This window comes from Roseibium sp., from assembly GCF_965276855.1.
GTDB lineage: Bacteria > Pseudomonadota > Alphaproteobacteria > Rhizobiales > Stappiaceae > Roseibium.
This window is the reverse complement of the sequence record NZ_OZ255700.1, coordinates 1,413,080-1,430,678: the sequence shown is the minus strand read 5'-3', so window position 1 is coordinate 1,430,678 and position 17,599 is coordinate 1,413,080. Positions and strand designations below refer to the sequence as shown.

Annotated in this window: 20 protein-coding genes; 8 read left to right on the top strand and 12 right to left on the bottom strand. The window is 57.8% G+C overall.

Annotated elements, in window-relative coordinates; genetic code table 11:
- The first annotated feature begins 17 nt into the window (after positions 1-17).
- The 8 genes from puhA to idi all read left to right on the top strand — a co-directional run bounded on the left by puhA (position 18) and on the right by idi (position 6,090).
- Complete coding sequence (puhA, locus tag ACQY4Z_RS06535) at positions 18-800, top strand: photosynthetic reaction center subunit H (RefSeq protein ID WP_428527733.1); 783 nt, start codon at positions 18-20, stop codon at positions 798-800.
- A complete protein-coding gene (gene puhB / locus ACQY4Z_RS06530; protein WP_420338542.1) occupies positions 797-1,474 on the top strand; it encodes a photosynthetic complex putative assembly protein PuhB in 678 nt (225 codons plus the stop codon). The genes puhA and puhB overlap by 4 nt, the downstream gene beginning before the upstream one ends.
- Before the next feature lie 9 nt (positions 1,475-1,483).
- The gene (gene puhC / locus ACQY4Z_RS06525; RefSeq protein ID WP_428527730.1) at positions 1,484-1,978 is read left to right on the top strand and encodes a photosynthetic complex assembly protein PuhC; all 495 of its coding nucleotides are present in this window, start codon (positions 1,484-1,486) and stop codon (positions 1,976-1,978) included.
- The gene (locus tag ACQY4Z_RS06520) at positions 1,975-2,280 is read left to right on the top strand and encodes a hypothetical protein (RefSeq protein WP_409689629.1); all 306 of its coding nucleotides are present in this window, start codon (positions 1,975-1,977) and stop codon (positions 2,278-2,280) included. Before puhC ends, ACQY4Z_RS06520 begins: the two co-directional genes overlap by 4 nt.
- Positions 2,277-3,386, top strand: coding sequence for a magnesium-protoporphyrin IX monomethyl ester (oxidative) cyclase (gene acsF, locus ACQY4Z_RS06515; protein WP_428527728.1), 1,110 nt, complete (start codon positions 2,277-2,279; stop codon positions 3,384-3,386). Before ACQY4Z_RS06520 ends, acsF begins: the two co-directional genes overlap by 4 nt.
- Positions 3,387-3,396: 10 nt before the next feature.
- Positions 3,397-4,248, top strand: coding sequence for a putative photosynthetic complex assembly protein PuhE (gene puhE / locus ACQY4Z_RS06510; protein ID WP_428527726.1), 852 nt, complete (start codon positions 3,397-3,399; stop codon positions 4,246-4,248).
- Between the two features lie 29 nt (positions 4,249-4,277).
- A complete protein-coding gene (hemA, locus tag ACQY4Z_RS06505) occupies positions 4,278-5,495 on the top strand; it encodes a 5-aminolevulinate synthase (protein ID WP_428527724.1) in 1,218 nt (405 codons plus the stop codon).
- A gap of 61 nt (positions 5,496-5,556) precedes the next feature.
- Positions 5,557-6,090 carry an isopentenyl-diphosphate delta-isomerase gene (idi, locus tag ACQY4Z_RS06500; protein WP_209172904.1) on the top strand — a complete coding sequence of 178 codons (534 nt, stop codon included), beginning with the start codon at positions 5,557-5,559 and terminating at the stop codon, positions 6,088-6,090.
- Between the two features lie 399 nt (positions 6,091-6,489).
- Here the strand turns inward: idi and pufC are convergent, their stop codons facing one another.
- The 12 genes from pufC to ACQY4Z_RS06440 all read right to left on the bottom strand — a co-directional run bounded on the left by pufC (position 6,490) and on the right by ACQY4Z_RS06440 (position 17,572).
- Entirely contained in the window at positions 6,490-7,632 is a 1,143-nt protein-coding gene (gene pufC / locus ACQY4Z_RS06495) for a photosynthetic reaction center cytochrome PufC (protein WP_428527722.1), read from the bottom strand.
- Between the two features lie 11 nt (positions 7,633-7,643).
- Entirely contained in the window at positions 7,644-8,606 is a 963-nt protein-coding gene (gene pufM / locus ACQY4Z_RS06490; RefSeq protein WP_209172906.1) for a photosynthetic reaction center subunit M, read from the bottom strand.
- A 10-nt stretch (positions 8,607-8,616) separates the two neighbouring features.
- The gene (pufL, locus tag ACQY4Z_RS06485) at positions 8,617-9,462 is read right to left on the bottom strand and encodes a photosynthetic reaction center subunit L (RefSeq protein ID WP_409689643.1); all 846 of its coding nucleotides are present in this window, start codon (positions 9,460-9,462) and stop codon (positions 8,617-8,619) included.
- 147 nt (positions 9,463-9,609) lie between these two features.
- Complete coding sequence (gene pufA / locus ACQY4Z_RS06480) at positions 9,610-9,810, bottom strand: light-harvesting antenna LH1, alpha subunit (RefSeq protein ID WP_428527720.1); 201 nt, start codon at positions 9,808-9,810, stop codon at positions 9,610-9,612.
- Positions 9,811-9,840: 30 nt separating this feature from the next.
- Complete coding sequence (locus ACQY4Z_RS06475) at positions 9,841-9,987, bottom strand: light-harvesting protein (protein ID WP_428527718.1); 147 nt, start codon at positions 9,985-9,987, stop codon at positions 9,841-9,843.
- Positions 9,988-10,118: 131 nt separating this feature from the next.
- Positions 10,119-10,352 carry a hypothetical protein gene (locus ACQY4Z_RS06470; RefSeq protein WP_428527716.1) on the bottom strand — a complete coding sequence of 78 codons (234 nt, stop codon included), beginning with the start codon at positions 10,350-10,352 and terminating at the stop codon, positions 10,119-10,121.
- A gap of 46 nt (positions 10,353-10,398) precedes the next feature.
- Entirely contained in the window at positions 10,399-11,844 is a 1,446-nt protein-coding gene (gene bchZ, locus ACQY4Z_RS06465) for a chlorophyllide a reductase subunit Z (protein WP_428527714.1), read from the bottom strand.
- Positions 11,838-13,346 (bottom strand): chlorophyllide a reductase subunit Y, encoded by a 1,509-nt coding sequence (gene bchY, locus ACQY4Z_RS06460; RefSeq protein ID WP_428529735.1) that lies wholly within the window; start codon positions 13,344-13,346, stop codon positions 11,838-11,840. Before bchY ends, bchZ begins: the two co-directional genes overlap by 7 nt.
- 84 nt (positions 13,347-13,430) lie before the next feature.
- Positions 13,431-14,438, bottom strand: a complete 1,008-nt coding sequence (locus ACQY4Z_RS06455; protein WP_208326692.1) for a chlorophyllide a reductase iron protein subunit X — start codon at positions 14,436-14,438, stop codon at positions 13,431-13,433.
- A complete protein-coding gene (gene bchC, locus ACQY4Z_RS06450) occupies positions 14,435-15,376 on the bottom strand; it encodes a chlorophyll synthesis pathway protein BchC (RefSeq protein ID WP_428527711.1) in 942 nt (313 codons plus the stop codon). Before bchC ends, ACQY4Z_RS06455 begins: the two co-directional genes overlap by 4 nt.
- 133 nt (positions 15,377-15,509) lie before the next feature.
- Complete coding sequence (locus tag ACQY4Z_RS06445; protein WP_428527709.1) at positions 15,510-16,631, bottom strand: methyltransferase; 1,122 nt, start codon at positions 16,629-16,631, stop codon at positions 15,510-15,512.
- 71 nt (positions 16,632-16,702) lie between these two features.
- Complete coding sequence (locus tag ACQY4Z_RS06440; RefSeq protein WP_428527707.1) at positions 16,703-17,572, bottom strand: polyprenyl synthetase family protein; 870 nt, start codon at positions 17,570-17,572, stop codon at positions 16,703-16,705.
- Positions 17,573-17,599 lie beyond the last annotated feature (27 nt).

The following is a 17,599-nucleotide window of genomic DNA, read 5'->3' as shown; positions in this document are numbered from 1 at the left end:
GTTAAGGAGGAATGACCATGACCGGTTCTATCGTCGGCAGCAGCATGGATGTCGCCCAGGTGGTGCTCTATGTCTTTTGGGTCTTTTTCGCCGGGTTGATCTGGTACATCCGGCAGGAAGACCGGCGCGAAGGCTATCCGCTTGAAGATGATGTCACAGGCAGGTTCAACAAGGACCCTTGGCTGTTTGTGCCAGACAAGAAGACATTCGTCCTGCCGCACGGACATGGGACCGTTCAGGTTCCCGATCTAAAGCGCGACGACCGCCCCTTGAACGCCAAACGGGTTTCTCCTGCACCTGGATATCCGATGGAGCCGGAAGGCAACCCGCTGCTCGCGGGCGTTGGGCCGGGTTCATGGGCCGAGCGCGCTGATACGCCGGATCTGACCGCTCATGGCGACGCCCGGATTGTCCCGATGCGTGAGGCGGCAGGATTTGCGATCGCCGACGGTGAACTCGATCCAATTGGCCTTTCGGTTGTGGGCTGTGACAGCAGTTCTGCAGGAACCGTCAAGGACGTCTGGGTTGATCGGGCAGAATTTCTGATCCGCTACTACGAAGTTGAGATTGAGGGCGCTGAGAAACCGGTGCTTCTGCCGAACAATTTTGTCGTCATCAAGCGGGGACGCGGAAACAAGCCTTACCTCTATGTCCACGCGATCACATCCGAGCAATTTGCTGATGTCCCGGCACATGCGAAACCGGGCACGGTCACCTTGCTGGAAGAGGACAAGATTGCGGCCTACTTCGGCGCCGGTCTCCTCTATGCCTCGAAAGATCGTCGGGAGGCCTTGCTGTGAAACAGTTTGTCGCTCGGGAACATGAGATGGAACCGGTTCCCGGATTGCCTGAATATTTACCGGACGGCGAAAAAATGCTGTGGCAGGGGCGGCCTTCGACACGCCTTCTTGCCCGCCATCTCCTCAAGAACCGCTGGATTACCGGCTACTTTCTGATCCTGGCAGCATGGGCGGTGATTGGCGGTCTCTATGATGGCCGCCCATTGGCTGGCATCGTCTTCTCGGTCGCCGTATTGACCGCCTTGGCCGCGATCCTGATCGGCATGCTGGAGTTGTTTGCCTGGGCTGTCCACAAGACGACGCTTTACACCATCACAACGCAGCGCGTTGTCATCCGTTTTGGTGTCGCGTTTTCCATGACGCTCAATCTGCCTTTCAAACAGCTGGCCGCAATCTCAATGGCCGAACTCCCGGGTGGTGCGGGACATGTTGCGATCCAGGTCCTGCCGGGACACCAGATTTCCTGGTTGGTGCAATGGCCGCATGTTCGTGGATGGCGGTTTGCGAATGTCGAGCCGAGCCTGATCTGCTTGAGCGATGCGAAGAAAGTGGCTGACATCCTTGCCCTCGCAATCAGTCAGAATGCAGCTGTAACTTCTGGTCACTCGCGTCTGGCTCACAATGACACCTCACCGCAGGGTGCAGTTCCTGCATCTGTAGAAGCTGCGGAGTAGGAGCCAGCGATGCCTTCGGTTTCCCATCTCGGATATTTCTCGGACCGCAAGGGCCGGCGCGGCAAACAGTTTCCGCGCAGGATCCTGATCGGGACCGCCTTGCTTCTGAGTTTTGCTGTCGCTGCGGTCGTTTTCGGCCAGACGACCGGCATTGGCGTCATCAAGCACCAAACCGGCGCACCGGTTGCGATCCGGGATATCCTGATTACGCGGGACGCTGCCGATATCGTCACGGTTACAGACGCGCGAAGCGGCGTTGTGATCTCAGCCTTTGAAAAGGACGCCGGGGGGTTCGTACGCGGCTCGCTGCGGGCTTTCGAACGCATGCGGATGGTGGCGAAAGTTCCGGCCGCAGCACCTTACAGGCTCATTCAATGGGAGACCGGCGCGGTCAGTCTGTCTGACACCGCACTCGGCGAACGCATCTATTTGGAAGCCTTTGGAAAAGATAATGCAGCGGCCTTTGCAGCCCTGCTTGAAACCCGGGAAGGAGCGCGCCAATGAACGCGATTTTCAATCTCATGAGCCGGAAGGAAACCGTCAGCTGCACGGTGGAGATCAACAACACCTTTGATCAACTCGGTGCCCATCTGCGCTTTGACAATGGCGTGGTGGTGCATCCGGGCGATGAAGTCTTTGTCCATGGTGCTCCCGTGTCGATCCCTTACGGGGAAAGTCAGAGGTTTCGGCGCGAGGCGACCATCCGCCGGGCCGGGCCGCTGGAACGCGCCTGGACCCGCGCGACCGGTGATTTTGAAATGATGGAACTGTGTGAATTCAGCTTCACGGAAAGGGCGTTGTCATGAACAAGACCGTATCGCCAGCCGATTTGGCCTCCAATGAACCGACCCTTGAAAAGCGCCGGGCCGCCGTCAACGATACGACCAAGAGTGCCTTGGTCTCCACGATGTTGACACCGCGGTTCTACACCACCGACTTCGACGAAATGGACAAGATCAATGTCGAGCCCGTCCGGGAAGAGTGGGACGTCTTGATTTCGCAAATGCGCTCCGACCCCAACCGGGGCCACTTCAAGCGCAGCGAAGCGTGGGAGGATATTGATCTTGATGCTCTGCCGGATGATTTGCGTGAAGAGCTGATCGATTTCCTCGTTTCGTCCCTGACCTCAGAGTTCTCCGGCTGCGTGCTTTACAAGGAAATGAAACGGCGCGGCAAGAACCAGGAAATCTGCGAGCTCTTCGGCTTCATGAGCCGGGATGAATCCCGCCATGCCGGGTTCATCAATGATGCGCTTAAGGACTTCGGCATCGGTGTGAACATGGGGTTCCTCGCCAAGGCGAAGAAATACACCTACTTCAAGCCCAAATTCATCTACTACGCGACCTACCTGTCAGAGAAGATCGGCTACGCCCGGTACATCACAATCTATCGCCATCTGGAGAAGCATCCAGAACACCGGTTCCATCCGATCTTCAAGTGGTTCAAGGAATGGTGCAACGACGAGTTTTCACATGGCGAAGCGTTCTCCCTGATCATCCGGTCGGACAAGCGCTTGCTTGAAGGGCGCAACAAGCTCTGGATCAAGTTCTTCTTGCTGGCCGTCTTTGCCACGATGTATGTGCGCGATCACATGCGTCCTGCGTTTCACAAGGCACTTGGGATCAACATAGAAGACTACGACATGCGGGTGTTCCGCTTAACGTCTGAAATCTCCCGCCAGTGTTTCCCGCTCGAACTTGATCTCGATAATCCCAAGCTTCTGGAAGGTTTCCGGCGCATGGAGCGGATTAGCCGCAAGATGCAGGCTGCAACCGAAAAAGGCGGCCTCTTTGGCCAGCTGGGAAGAGCGTGGTGGGGGGCAGCCGCAGGGCTGAACTTCGTGCGGATGTACATGATCCCGACAAAGAAAAATACTTTGCCGGAGACCTCGCGCCTGCAGCCGGTCTGGTAGGCCAACGCTCATGTGGCTCGCAAACCCGGTCATAACCGTTCTGATTGCCACTGGCGTTTGGTGGCTATCGACCGGGCTTGTCTTGTTGATGGTCCATTGGTCAATCCGGAAGAAACTCGGTCCCTGGCAGCTTTTGCCGCTGGTGACACTGGTCGGTGTTGCCGGTTTTCTGTTGCTCCTAAAGGGCAGCGAGATGCAGACCCCGCTTGGATCCTACGCCGGGTTCTTTGGCGCACTGCTGGTCTGGGCCTGGCATGAAACGACGTTTTTGACCGGGATGGTGACCGGCCGAAGCAAACAGGAGTGCCCGCCCGATGCGAAAGGCGCTGCCCGGTTTGTCGCTGCCTGGAAAGCCGTGTGTGATCACGAGATCGCGCTGCTTGTTACGGCCGTGTTTCTCTGGTTTGTCCTGGCAGGCGCCCCCAACACCTTCGGCCTTGCCACTTTTGGGCTCTTATGGGGGATGCGGATCTCGGCGAAGCTGCTGATTTTCCTGGGCGCGCGCCATGCAATCAGCGGCCTGATGCCCCCGGGGATCGTGCACCTGAAGACCTACTTTAATACTGGACGGACGACCCCCTTTTTCCCGCTTCTGCTGGCGATCGCGGTCGGGTTGTTTGCGGTCCTGGTGGCTGGAGCGATGAATGCGCACAGCGCGTACTCCGTCGTAGGTCACATTTTGCTCGCCGCTTTTATGGCGCTCGCAATCATCGAACACCTAATTCTCGTTCTGCCGGTCTCGGACATGGCACTTTGGCGCTGGGCGGTTCCCAAAGGGGCGCGCGACCCCCGCTCAAACCCACCAGGACATGAGTTTGCACCTGTCGGCGTCGGCACGAAACGCGGCTTGGAAACGCGATAATTGGAATACCTTTAGGAGAGGACGAAGCGATGGACATCTTGAAAACTATGGAGACCGCTCTCTCCGACTTGCACGAGGCTGGCAATTATCGGGTCTTTGCCGAGCTGGAGCGCCATTGCAACGCCTTCCCCAAGGCAACGTTTTATGACGATGCCGGTGAGACAAGTGAAGTGACGGTCTGGTGCTCCAACGACTATCTGGGCATGGGGCAGAACCCTGTTGTCACTGATCGGATGACTGAGATCATTCAAAAGTGCGGGGCAGGCGCGGGGGGTACCCGCAATATTTCCGGCACCAACCATTATCATGTGATGCTGGAGCGTGAGCTCGCTGATCTGCATGACAAGGAAGCGGCACTAATTTTCACATCTGGATATGTGTCCAACTGGGCGGCGCTCGGCACGCTCTTGGCGAAGATCCCTGGAATAATCGTCTACTCCGATGCCCTCAATCACGCGTCCATGATCGAGGGGATTCGCCATTCCAGATGCACAAAGCGGCTCTTCCGGCACAATGATCCGGAGCACCTGGCCGAATTGATGGCGGCCGATGACCCGAACGCGCCGAAGCTGGTTGCTTTTGAGAGCGTCTACTCCATGGATGGCGATATTGCGCCGATCGAGGCGATCTGTGATGTCGCTGACCGGTTTGGAGCAATCACATACCTCGATGAAGTTCATGCCGTTGGAATGTATGGACCGCGTGGCGGCGGTGTGGCCGAACGGGAAGGTCTTATGGACCGGCTGACGGTAATTGAAGGAACCCTTGGCAAGGCGTTTGGCGTCATGGGGGGCTACATCACCGGTCCGGAAGTGCTTGTGGACTTCGTCCGTTCATTTGCATCGGGCTTCATCTTCACGACAGCCTTGCCGCCGGCGCTGGCCGCTGGCGCAACAGCTTCGATCCAGTACTTGAAAGAGAGTTCGGTCGAGCGGGATGCACACAAGGCCAATGTTGCGAAAGTGCGGGCAGCACTCAATGCCAGAGGCATTCCGCATATGGAGAACCCAAGCCACATCGTGCCCGTCATGGTTGGAAATGCGTCGAAGTGCAAATGGATTTCTGATGTTCTCCTGACCGATTTCGGCATATATGTGCAACCGATCAATTATCCGACCGTGCCGGTTGGAACGGAGCGGTTGCGGATCACACCGACGCCTCTCCATACCGAGGCTGATATCCGGCATCTGTCAGAGGCGCTGTGCTCCTTGTGGTCACAGTGTGCTTTGGCAAGAGCGGTGGCCTGATCAAGGCGAAAGCAAGAAGACCCTGTCTGGATCTAAGAAGGGGCAGAGAGCCCGTACACCAATGAACAAGCCCTTGATAATTCCTGCTGTCGCACCGGACGGATCATTTTATCCGGTCGAGAAACTGCAAGCCCATATTGATGGCGTGTTGCATCTGGCTGTGTCTGTCTTTGTTTTCGACGGCGATCATCTGCTCATCCAGAAGCGCGCTGCCGGGAAGTATCATTGTGGCGGCCAATGGGCGAACACATGTTGCAGTCATCCCCATTGGGATGAGAGCGTTGAAACCTGCGCAGAGCGCCGGCTGATGGACGAGCTCGGCTTCACGCTGCCACTGACGCGGCATCAAACGGTTGAATACGAAGCCAGCGTCGGTGAGGGCCTGAAAGAGCACGAGCGCGTCACGCTCTTTAGTGCACAAGTGGATCGCAATAAGCTCATCGTGGCGCCCAATCCGGACGAGGTGGAAGACGTGCGGTGGGTTACCGCGGCGGACCTTCATCGTGAAGTCCTGGAAAATCCGAATACCTTCACACCCTGGTTCCGAATTTATCTAGGTCGCTTTCCGGGGCTGAAGTTCCAAGCAGCAGCTTGAACTTCCCGCAAATCAAACTCCTACAGAGCCAACACGGAATTCAATGGCTGCGTGAATCGCGCTAGTTTGGCGCGGGACTCCGGCCTTCCCGGCCGCGGACTTTGGCCTCTGACCGGTTTCTACATTTACAAGTGAACCAAACGGCGTGAGGGCCTCTGTGACAGTGTTGCGGGTTTCGAAGTCCGCTGTCTAGTGTATGTCGCGTTTTATCGAACACGATGGTCCCCGGATTTTGCGTTGAAAATTTCGATATCGGGCAGCGAAAACCGGGTCCTGCTCAACGCGACTTGCTCCAATCACCGAACTCCAAAATGGTCACTCAGAGCTGCATTTCCGAGCAAAAAAGCAAAAAAATTGGGAGCCCGAGAGCTCCCAAAGTGTCCTCGGCGGATGCCGCGCTCATTGCTGAGTGGCAGCAACCGTCGTTTTCGCCGGGAGGGCGGAGGAGTTGGTCGGTCCGTCCGGCGCCATGGTCTGGGTCTCGCCGGGGACGTATTTCGAATAGTCAGGTACCGCAGTCGGTCCTTTCTTATCCAGAGCGTCTACGTAGTTTTGAAGCATGGAAACGCCGTAGAGCGGTTTTTGAACGCCTTGGTGGCAGGTCGAACAACCGATCTTGAAGACATCGCCTTCCGGTCCCTTACGGTTGTCCGGGAAGACTGGGGTCAATCCGACCATGTAGTCGTTGTTGAGGGCCCGTGTCATTTGAATGCCGTGCCAGGCGGTAACCCGTTGCGGCGGGCTCTGATCCCAGTCGTTAAAGGCCCGGGAGTTGTGACAAGTCACGCAGTTGACGCCAAGACCCTCTGACATGTGCATCATCAAGGCCCAGGTGCTTTCCGTTTCCTTCGTTCCCGCAGGGTTTGGATTTGCAGGGTCAGGCAAAGCGGTCAGGGAGTGTACGCGGATTTCCTTGTCGCCCAGCAGATACTCTGCCAACGCATTTTGCGGCATGGATGTGTTGCCGACAAACTGACCGACAACGTTCTGTCCGCCCCGGCCGGACGCACTGGCCGGTTTGGGCTCCTGATCGTCATACCAGTAGTAGGCGGGAACAGCCTGGCCGCGGTGGCAGGTGTAACAGGTGACCCCCACATCACCGACATGCGGTTCCCAGTCCACGTTGATGGTCTGGTTCATCTGGATCATGCGCCGGGAAACGACCTTGGTGTAGACCTCGTCAGAGGCAAGGTTCTCCAAATTGTGGCAATAGCCGCAGCCTTCTTCCGGTGCGATCCATTCCGTGATGGCCGCCATGAACAGGTTGAACTGGTCATCGGACAAATCACCCAAGACCTGAATGTTTTCATAGATCTCACCAGCGCGGTCACCTTCCGGGTCCGCTTCCCAGAGCGGTTCTGGAACCGCATTCAGGGCTTTCAGGGCCTCCACCTTGTCAGCGTCCTTGATGATATTCATGCCTGTGCCGCGATATCCCATCTGGGTTGTCTCGACAGGTGGAGCATCCCAATCGGCTCCAACGAAGCTCGCAATACCGAGAAGTGTTCCGGCGGCGGCTGCAAAAGGTATCCAAAGTTGCATTTTCCTTCTCCTTATTGCGCCGCCGGATCAACAACACCCGGCCAGACGTCCGGTGTCGGAGACACGATCCCGTGCTCGATGCCCCACAGGTACCAATTGTCGACGACAGTGCCTGTGAGAAGGATGCCGATCCCTCCGGTCAGAGGGGTCAAAATGGCGAACCACCACGCCCAGCGGTGAACCGATTCCATGGTGGCGTTGAAGCCCATGGTCCAGCGCCAGAAGAGCGCTGCACGTTCGGACGCGGTCCCGCGGTCGGTGATCTGCTCAAGCTCCCGCTCGCCGCCATACTTGCCGACAGCAAGGATTGTTGCGCCATGCATTGCAAACAGCAGAACCGAGCCATAGAGGAAGACGATCGAGAGACAGTGGAACGGGTTGTAGTAAAGGTTGCCGTAGCGGATGGAGAAGGCTGCGGTCCAGTCAAGGTGCGGGAAGATCCCGAAAGGGACGGCTTCAGAAAAATCGCCCATCAGGATCGGACGGATGAAGCCAAGCACCAGGAACAACCAGATTGCTGAGGCAAATGCCCAGGCAATATGGGTGCCGAGCTCCAACTGGCGTGCCCGCCGGTAGACGCGCACCCACCACAACAAGATGGAAGCTGTCAGAAAGAAGCCGGCAATTTGCCACCAGCCACCTTCATTGAGAGGTGCCATTGTCAGGCCGTATTCCGCTGGCGGCGGTTCCAGGCCAAGCCAGAACAGCTGCCGGACGAACTGGATCGGATCCCAACCCACAGAGGCCAGCATGTTCAAACCGATGATCTCGAATGCGATCAGTCCAAACACAAGGGACAAAGACCCGAGAAAGCCCAGGTAAATTGGCCCGATTTGCGCGTTCCCCAACCAACCGGCAAGACGCGACATGATTGGCGTGCCGACACGGTCACTGTCGCCTTTGGGAAGCGGCATGCCCTCTTCGGCCGGGCCGCTGACCTGAATGATGGTGAGGATGTTTTGATATTGGGTCATTGTCGTGTCCTCAGCTCCAGATCGGCAGGTTCAGCCACCAGTTCCACCATTGCGGCCAGCCCTGGTTCCAGAACGGCCCACTGATGACGATGCAGACAGCGCTCCAAAAACCGGCGTTCAGCGCAAGGATCAATCCCAGGCGGTGAATGCCGAGGGTCCCGATGGAGTAGCCGATGATGTCGCGGAAAAAGGTGTCTTCATATTCCGGCGTTTTCACTTCCGCCTGCTTGCCGCCACCTTCCATCGACACGCCCGGATTGGCTGCCGACAAAATCAGGCCACCGTGCAAGGACAGAGCGAGTGTCGTCGTAAAGAAGAACGTCACGGCGATCATGTGTGCGGGGTTGTAATGGAAGTGGAGATATTGGTAGCCGACGTTCGAGACCCAGTCGAGGTGACTGAAAATCCCGTATGGAAACCCATGTCCCCAAGCGCCCAGCAGTAGCGGGCGGAAGACGACCAGAGTGGCGTAGGCAAAGATCGCGAAGGAGAAAGCGAAGGGCACATGATAGCCCATGCCAAGCTTGCGGCAAATCTCGACTTCGCGCAAAGCCCAGGATCCGAAAGACCCGAGGGCGCAAATGGTTATGATCTGCCAGAGGCCGCCTTCTTTTAGCGGCGCCAAGGCAAGCCCGTAGGAGATATCAGGCGGAGCGATCGAGATCTGCCAGATGTTCCAGGTTGGGCCGATTGCAGCGCCGTAAACGACAAGTGCCGTTCCAACGAACATGAAAAACGCGCCGGTAATTCCAAAGAAACCGACATAAAATGGGCCCACCCAGAAATCGAACAAGTCACCGCCGATCAGTGTGCCCCCGCGTACGCGGTACTTCCTTTCGAAGCTGAGCAAAGCCATAGAGTCCTCCTTAGCCGCGTATTGCCAATGCGCGTGCTGCGGCTAACCATTGAAAGCAAGGCTTGGTGGCGGAGAGTGCTGACTGTCGTCCAGGCGTCGGCCAATATGCAGCCTCCGCCACCGATGATGTTGAACCGTAAGCGTCCGTCAGACCAAAGCTGACGGGCCGTCCGGTAGGAACATTTCGATATGCGCGTTGCCACCGCCCGACGTGTCTAACTGTGCAAGCCAGTTGAACTTTTCGGTGCTTAGCAGGATGAAGTGAATCAAGATTGCCAAGCTGAAAAGGAAGACCGTCAGGAGGACGAGCACCCGGCGCGGATCGAATATAAGCCACATTTTCCACATGTCTTTAGATCCTTGTCTGGTGTGAGCTCGTCAGAGCCACGGGTTGTAGAGCCACATCGAAATGTGTGCGAGGAAGGGTGCAAGCGACATTGCGATCGCAAACTTCACAAAGAGCCGGTGAAACTCTTGTGCTTCCTCACGAGAAAGACCGGTAAGGGTCTCCTTGTCCGAAGCCATTTGCATGACCTCCACTTCTTGCCTTTCGGCGGTTACCGCGCAGAACCCTCGCGGCGGGGTCCCAGTCAAGCCGGTTGGAAGGGCTCACTGAGCAATTGCCGATGCCAAAGCAGCAGCAAAAGGCGTTGGGATCACGCGTGAAACGCGTATCCCAATGCGGCGTATGCCGAGGCCTTGGCTTCGGCGTATGCAGATTGTGTCGTGCCTTCATGGGCGCCCAAGACGCGGCCGAGGCGGCCGAGGACGGTGGACATGAGGCAAAATGGAAACACCACGAGAAACAGACGCTTCATCAAGATCCGCTGGGATTCGCGTTCCTGATGGCGGCGGCTGCAGACCGCTTCGCTATGGGTGGTGGAAATCATCTGTCTTCCTCCCGGGTGGCCAGTGGGCTGTTGAAAAAGAAAAGGGTCATGCAGGCACGCCTTCCTTGCCGGAGACCTGCTCCAGGTCATCAAGGGTGACTTCCGAAGCTCCGGTCTGCCGGGCGCGCTGTTCGGCTGCTTCACGCAAACGTTTGGCTGCGGAAATACGAACGAGAACGGGCTCCTGATTGACGCGGCGTTCAAGCGCGGCTTGAGCATCTGGATGCCAGGGCATCTGAGAATGAGCCTTGGCCGCCGTCGCTTCGATCGCATCAAGCTCACTGGCCTTGGGCAGGATTTCGAACAGCATGTCGAATAGCGCGTTGCAGACCTCCTGGATCAACCAGCAAGCTCCGGAGTATCCCATGACGGGTGTGCCGGTATGACGGCGAACAATGGCGCCCGGATAGGAAAGCTGGATGAATTTTCCGCGCGCACCGGCTTCCGCCATGTACATGCGTTCGTTGAACGATCCGAACATCACCATGGGTGGGGTGCTGGCTGTCAGTTCCGCGACTTCGGCATTGTCGGTCTTCGACCCGGCCTTTCGCGCGACGGCGAAGGCACAGGGGAGGCCCATTTCCTCTTCGAGGAAGTTCTGGATCCCGCGGACATAGGTTTCATTGGCAACCACAGCGAAATTGGCAGTGGCGAAGAAGTCCTGCGTCACGGAGCGCCACAGATCCCAAAGCGGTTTCAGCGTCGTATGTTTTTCCCGCTCAATGAACGGCTCCGGATCGAGGTCCAGGATATCGCCCAGTTTGCGCAGGAAAGCGGTGGTGGAGTGAATGCCGATCGGGGCTTGGAGATAGGGCCGCTCGAGGGTTTCACACAACAACCGGCCGAACTCGCGGTAAAGGCAGATATTGGCGTCCGCATCAGCGAGCTTGCGGGTGTCTTCCACATGACTGCTGAGCGGGAAGATCATGTTGATCTCCGCTCCAAGACCTTCCACAAGGCGGCGGATTTCATGCAGGTCCGACGGCATGTTGTAGGTGCCGTAAATCGGACCGATGATGTTCACCCGGGGCTTGGCGCCATCTTTGCGCTTCCGGGGCTTTGGAACCCGTTTCGGGCCAAACTCCGTCCAGAGCCATTTCAAGGCGCGGTCTGCACTCTGCCATTGATCCTCATCGATCGTGCGCGGCAAAAAGCGTTTGATGTTGGAGCCTTCCGGCGTGACACCGCCGCCGATCATTTCCGCAATGGAGCCCGTCACGACAACAGCTGGAAGGTCCGGATCGAGTGCATCACGGGCACGTTTCATGGCACCTTCCGTGCCATGCTGGCCGAGTTCTTCTTCGGCAAGGCCGCTGACCACGATGGGCAGTTCGTGCGGGGGCAGGGCATCCGTATAGTGAAGAACGGAGGTCACCGGCAGGTTCTCGCAGCCCACAGGTCCGTCGATGATCACCTGCAAACCCTTGATGGCCGTGAAGGCATAGACGCTGCCCCAGTAGCCGCCGGCTCTATCGTGATCGAGGATCAGCATCCAACGCTCTCCCCGTTGTCGACCGCATTGCGGGATTTCGCGACAGACTTGGCATATTTCGCGCGGTACCCGCTGTGGTCCTTCGGAGTGTCCTGCCAGATCCCGGCGGTATCCCCCTGACCGACGCCGTCAAAGAAGTCCTGCATTTTCAGGAAGCGGTCCTTGTTGGCGATGGCCGTTGAAATCACGCTTGGGAGCGAAGCCGTTCCAGCGGGGCCCATCAACGGGCGGGCGGAAATCAGATTGGTGAAGTAAAGCGCGGGCGTTGCCCGCTCTTTGGCTTTCTGAACGACAGGGGTCGTACCGATCGCCAGATCAGGATCAAATTCTTCAAACGCTGCGAGGTCCTGCTCCAAAGAAGCGCGGAACTGGACCGTGACACCTTTGGACTCAAGCCATTCTGCATCCGCTGCGCTGTAGGGCGTTTTTGGACAAGCCGTCCCGACATACCGAAGGTCAGCTCCCAATTCGACCAGCAACCGGCCGACCAGAAGTTCAGAGCCCTCATATCCGGACAGGGTAATCCGGCCGTCGATCCGGTTCTCGCTCAACATGGCCGTAATGGCACCGCGCATCGCGTTCCGGCTGATATCTGTCTTGGCAGCAGCCACACCGCAGCTCTCGCCGATGGCTGTGAGCCAGGCATCGGTGCCTTCAAGTCCAACAGGTGCAGAGCCGACAATAGCGCGGCCCGCCGCCTGAAACTCCCGGAACGCGGAGGTATAGAAGGGGTGAATGGCTGCAACGGCGGCACAATCAAGCGCTGCATAGAGCTCACGCCATTCGCGCACAGGCACGGTTGGCCCGGCTGCCAAGCCCATTGGTTCCAAAATGTTGCCGATGACAACCGGATCGGCCGGGAACATTTCCCCAACGAGGGTCACAATCGGCTTGTCCTTGACGCCGTCGCGGGGCGCCAGAACCGGGCCCTCCAACGCTTCCTGGCGGGCATAGGCGAGCATTGCACCTGAGAGCACGTCCTTGGCTTCTGCGTGGGTCGGAACGCCAAACCCAGGAACATCGATGCCGACGATCCGGACACCGTTGATTTCCTTCGGCAGCATTTGAAGAGGGACGCCGGAGGCGGTCGGGACACAGAGGTTTGTGACCACGACGGCATCGTATTTCGCCGGATCCGCCATGGCATGAACCGCTTCAACGATGTCTTCAAAGAGTTTGCCGGTGACCAAAGTCTCGGAATTGAATGGCACATAGCCGACCGAGCGTTTTGCGCCATAAAAATGCGAAGTGAATGTCAGCCCGTAAACACAGCACGCGGACCCGGACAAAATGGTTGCTGTCCGGCGCATGCGCAGGCCGACGCGCAGTGAACCAAAGGCCGGACACATGGACTGCGGCTGGTCGTGAGGCCCTTTCGGATAGTCGGCTTCCAGCCGGTCCATCAAGGCGTCGTTTCCAGCGTTTCTGGCCGCAGCTTTTGAAAGCTCTTGTCCGCCATGGCAGCCGCCGCCGGCGGCGGGTTGGTCATCCGCCAAATCCATCACCGGCCGGTCGGAAACTGTGGCGCTTCCAACTGGGTCGGGATCATGAGATTTGGAGTAGCTGTCCATGTCGCGGATCGGTCCTCAAACGGTGTCGTAAATCACTTCCAGAGATGGTTTGTTAAGCGCGCCGGCGGCGCACATGTCTTCCGGGGTTGCCGGTGTCAGAACGAAGTCGGCACCGGTCTCGCTGGCGTCGAACAGGCCGAGCAGCCCATCCTGGTCGAGAGGTTTGGGAAGGACCGGTGGCGCTTCGGCGAGATTGATCGACAGGGCTTCAAAGAGCGGCGCCCAAACACCGCCCGGCTTGCCGATGATCTGGTAGTTCGCGCTTTTCCGCCGGATGTCTTCGTCTTGCGGTATTGAGGCCAGAACCGGAATGCCGACGGATTCTGCAAATGCCTGTGCTTCGCCGGTTCCGTCATCCTTGTTCACGACAAGTCCAGCAACGCCGACGTTACCGCCGAGTTTGCGGAAGTACTGGACGGCGGAACAAACGTTGTTTGCCACATAGAGGGATTGCAGGTCGTTGGATCCGACCACCACCACCTTCTGGCACATGTCACGCGCGATCGGCAGTCCGAAACCGCCGCACACCACATCTCCAAGGAAATCAAGAAGAACGTAGTCAAAATCCCAGTCGTGAAACCCGAGTTTTTCGAGTGTTTCAAAGCCGTGGATGATGCCCCGACCGCCGCAGCCCCGGCCAACTTCCGGCCCGCCGAGCTCCATGGCAAAAACACCATCACGTTTGAAGCAGACATCGGAGACGGTCACTTCGCTGCCGGCTTCCTTAGCCGCAGAGGCCGTCTGAATAATCGTTGGGCAGGCGCGTCCGCCGAACAATAAAGAGGTGGTGTCGCTCTTGGGATCGCAGCCGATCAGAAGCACTTTTTTGCCTAGCTGTGCCAGCATGTAGGAGAGGTTGGCGAGCGTGAAGCTCTTGCCAATGCCACCCTTGCCATAGATGGCAATGATCTGCGTTTCCTTGGTGACAGGCCCTGTGGCCGGCGCGTCAGGTTCAATGGCTGCCTCGTCCCTGAGGAAGTCCTGCATTTGGTAATGCCGGCCTGTTGGGTTTTCCAGGATCATGCAGCTTTCCTCCAGTCGATAACCATTTTCAGGCAGGCCGGATCATCGAAGGCGGTCCGATAGGCCGTTGCCGCGTCGGAGGGGGCTGCGTGATGTGTCACGAGCCCGCCAAGAGACAACCGGCCGGAATCCACAAGATCAACAACCGCCTGAAGGTCATCTGGTTTAAATTCAGCGGACAGCAGGACCGAGATTTCCCGCATAAAGGCGGCGGGGAATGCAAAACTCACCCGTTCACCGTAAAAGCCAGCAAGTACCAGTGTGCCGCCCTTTGTTAGCCGGCTGATGGCCGGATCAAGCGCGTCCTGATTGCCGCTGGCGTCGATGATTGTGTCAAACGGTTTCGACGCCCGTGCATCGTTGGGGTCAATAACGTCATAGTCATCGGCACCGTGCATTCGGTCCGGGCACGTTTCCGTGACAATCGGCGGCTCTTGGCCAAGTGCACAGGCGAGCCGTGCCATGAGCCGGCCAAGAACGCCATGGCCGATGATCAGGTCCACGGGGCTTTCCGCCCGAATCAAAGCGTGATGGGCGGTGGCGGCGAGGGCGAGCAATACGGCATCTTCGGAAAAGTCTTCCGAGATCCGGATGGTGCGGACACCTGGGAGGACCAGCCGGTTGGCGGTCGCGCCGAACAACCCGGCAGCACCTTCAAAACAGGATGCGCCTGGTATGAAGACCGTTTCGCCGACTGTGCGGCCAGACAAGGGGCCTGCGCCGACAACTCTGGCAACGGACTCATAGCCAGGGACCAACGGATATCTCATTCCGGGGAATGCCGGCATGGTGCCGTCGAACAGCATTTTTTCCGTGCCGGTGGAAACGCCACTCACCATGGTTTCGACAACCACATCAAAGTCGCTTGGTTCCGTGAGCCCAAGTCGTTTGACCTGGAGCTTGCCGGGATCCTCAAAGACGATTGCCGTGGTTTCCATGAGTGCCTCCCTCTCGTGGGTTTGGCGGCGTGTGAGTGTCATTGTAAATTGACGCATTTGAGTGTCAATTAAAATTTACACATTTGCTGACAAGGAGAGTGTTCAGGACGGCCTAATAAGCAGGCCTGCTCCGTTATCGTTCTGCAAAAACGAGTGTTGCCAGCAAAGGATTGGGCGTTGGTTTGGTGCGTGGATTTTTGAAACCTGCGCCCAAAAGAAGATCTTTAATGGCGGCATCGCTTCGGCAGCGGCCGGACCCCATAGCAAGGAAGTAAAGGCTGAAGTAGACAGCTGCGAGCTCAGCGCCTTCGCTGTTTCCCGCCATTGCCTCGGCTATCACGACTTTTGTGCCGGGCTTCAAGGAACGATGCAGATTCGCCAAAATCTGTTTCACACGCCCATCATCGTGGTCACACAGGATCCTGACCAGGCTGACGCACTCGGCATGGTCTGGGATTGGATCCCTTGCAAAGTCACCGCCGTGAACCTCGGCCCGGTCGGCAAGGTTTTCTCTTGCAAGATGCATTTTCGCAAGGTCCGTGACCGACGGCAGATCAAAGAGGTGTAGGCGTGTATCCGGACAGGCCTTGCCAATTGCCGCCAGGAATGCGCCTTCGCCGCCGCCAACATCCAGAACCGCCGGGTACTGAGAAAAATCATGAGCTGCGAGAATGCAGTCGGCGAGCATCTCCTGGCTGCTGCGCATCAGTTCAGAATAGGGCTGGGTTATGTCCGTCCCGATATCCGCAGGGTCCTGCGCGTGCGCATAGGCCCAGTATTTCTTGAGTTCGGTATCTTGAGAAGATGCCTTTAGAAGAGCGGTTGGATCTGCAAGGTCCCGGTAGAACAGGGCGTGATGCCGGATCATCGCCTGCAGTCCTGGGTCGGCTGCAACCACGGCGCCGGCATCGTCCAGAACCCAAGAATTCCCTTCAACATTTTTGACGAGCTGCAGACGTTCTGCCTGCTCCAGCAGCAATTGCATTCGGCCTGGCTCAAGTCCGCAGTCTTTTGCAAGGACTTCGGTACTTGCAAACCTGTCTGTGAGCCGTGCAAACACGCCAAGCGACACGCAGGAACTCAAAACCTGACTGAAGACAAAACCGTTGATCAGCTTGAAAAGATCATTCGATTTCTTCTGCGCGATCCATCGCGTCCCTGGAAACCGCGCGATTTTGCTGCGGAACGTTGCCGATCCGATCAACCGGTTGCGCCATAGGCGATAGCGCACACGAAGTGCATTCAAACTGGTCATAGACCGACTGGATGGTCTTCCCTGTTGTGGCGCGTTGGCCCCGGGCGCCGTCTCCGTCCAATCCGACATTGTCAGGCGGCGCTGGCGGCCAATTTGGCCGGCATGAGACGTTTCGCTTCCTTGTGGATCATGGCGCCGAGCAGATCAGCGCCCTCGCAGTCCGGAATGCTATCGGCTGCTGTTTCGACCAGTTCCTGCAGTTTTTTCAAAGCGCCTTGAACGCCGAGCTCGGCCACCAGGTTTGGGCGCCCGTTTTCGGCGTCCTGGCCTGCGGGTTTGCCCATGCTGTCCGTGTCGTCCATCGCGTCATAAAGATCGTCAGCCACCTGATAAGCCGCACCAAGGGCATCTGCCAGCGCATACCAGTCGAGCGGATTGCCGCTTGAGGACAGGGCACCGGCCGATACGGCGCCGGTAAACAGCGAGGCCGTTTTCGCGCGGTGATAGGCAGTGATGTTGATTTTCTCCTCGCTCTCCCAAGCCTGACCGGCAACGATCCCGTAAGGAGAGCCGACTGCATTGGCAATCGTGGCGACAAGGCGTGCTGTTAGTTCCGGCGCGTGAAGGGTCTCGCGGGCCAGAGTTTCAAAGGCCGTTACGATCAGACCGTCGCCGACCAGAAGGGCAATTTCCTCGCCATATTCCTTGTGGACGGAGGGCTTGCCACGCCGGGTTGCCGCGTTGTCGAAACAGGGCAGATCGTCGTGAACCAGAGACGCACAGTGCAAAAGTTCAATCGCCGTTGCGCAGGCATTGGCAACGCGTGGGTCCTTGTCGCCGCACGCCAGGGAGACGGCGAGGCAGAGCCGGGGCCTAATGCGGGCGCCGCCCGGAAAGACAGCATATTTGAGGGCGTTTCCAAGCTTTTGCGGGCATCCATTCGCAGTGGCGTAGCGGATGGCAGTTTGCATCCCTGTTTCGATGCGGTCCGACAGGTCCATGGAGCCATTCCTCTATTTAACGTGGAT

Bases quoted from the DNA above. Each gene is read 5' to 3' on its own strand.
- puhA (WP_428527733.1), top strand. From the start codon at position 18: ATGACCGGTTCTATCGTCGGCAGCAGCATGGATGTCGCCCAGGTGGTG.
- puhC (WP_428527730.1), top strand. From the start codon at position 1,484: ATGCCTTCGGTTTCCCATCTCGGATATTTCTCGGACCGCAAGGGCCGG.
- ACQY4Z_RS06520 (WP_409689629.1), top strand. From the start codon at position 1,975: ATGAACGCGATTTTCAATCTCATGAGCCGGAAGGAAACCGTCAGCTGC.
- acsF (WP_428527728.1), top strand. From the start codon at position 2,277: ATGAACAAGACCGTATCGCCAGCCGATTTGGCCTCCAATGAACCGACC.
- puhE (WP_428527726.1), top strand. From the start codon at position 3,397: ATGTGGCTCGCAAACCCGGTCATAACCGTTCTGATTGCCACTGGCGTT.
- hemA (WP_428527724.1), top strand. From the start codon at position 4,278: ATGGACATCTTGAAAACTATGGAGACCGCTCTCTCCGACTTGCACGAG.
- idi (WP_209172904.1), top strand. From the start codon at position 5,557: ATGAACAAGCCCTTGATAATTCCTGCTGTCGCACCGGACGGATCATTT.
- pufC (WP_428527722.1), bottom strand. From the start codon at position 7,632: ATGCAACTTTGGATACCTTTTGCAGCCGCCGCCGGAACACTTCTCGGT.
- pufM (WP_209172906.1), bottom strand. From the start codon at position 8,606: ATGACCCAATATCAAAACATCCTCACCATCATTCAGGTCAGCGGCCCG.
- pufL (WP_409689643.1), bottom strand. From the start codon at position 9,462: ATGGCTTTGCTCAGCTTCGAAAGGAAGTACCGCGTACGCGGGGGCACA.
- pufA (WP_428527720.1), bottom strand. From the start codon at position 9,810: ATGTGGAAAATGTGGCTTATATTCGATCCGCGCCGGGTGCTCGTCCTC.
- ACQY4Z_RS06475 (WP_428527718.1), bottom strand. From the start codon at position 9,987: ATGGCTTCGGACAAGGAGACCCTTACCGGTCTTTCTCGTGAGGAAGCA.
- ACQY4Z_RS06470 (WP_428527716.1), bottom strand. From the start codon at position 10,352: ATGATTTCCACCACCCATAGCGAAGCGGTCTGCAGCCGCCGCCATCAG.
- bchZ (WP_428527714.1), bottom strand. From the start codon at position 11,844: ATGCTGATCCTCGATCACGATAGAGCCGGCGGCTACTGGGGCAGCGTC.
- bchY (WP_428529735.1), bottom strand. From the start codon at position 13,346: ATGGATTTGGCGGATGACCAACCCGCCGCCGGCGGCGGCTGCCATGGC.
- ACQY4Z_RS06455 (WP_208326692.1), bottom strand. From the start codon at position 14,438: ATGATCCTGGAAAACCCAACAGGCCGGCATTACCAAATGCAGGACTTC.
- bchC (WP_428527711.1), bottom strand. From the start codon at position 15,376: ATGGAAACCACGGCAATCGTCTTTGAGGATCCCGGCAAGCTCCAGGTC.
- ACQY4Z_RS06445 (WP_428527709.1), bottom strand. From the start codon at position 16,631: ATGACCAGTTTGAATGCACTTCGTGTGCGCTATCGCCTATGGCGCAAC.
- ACQY4Z_RS06440 (WP_428527707.1), bottom strand. From the start codon at position 17,572: ATGGACCTGTCGGACCGCATCGAAACAGGGATGCAAACTGCCATCCGC.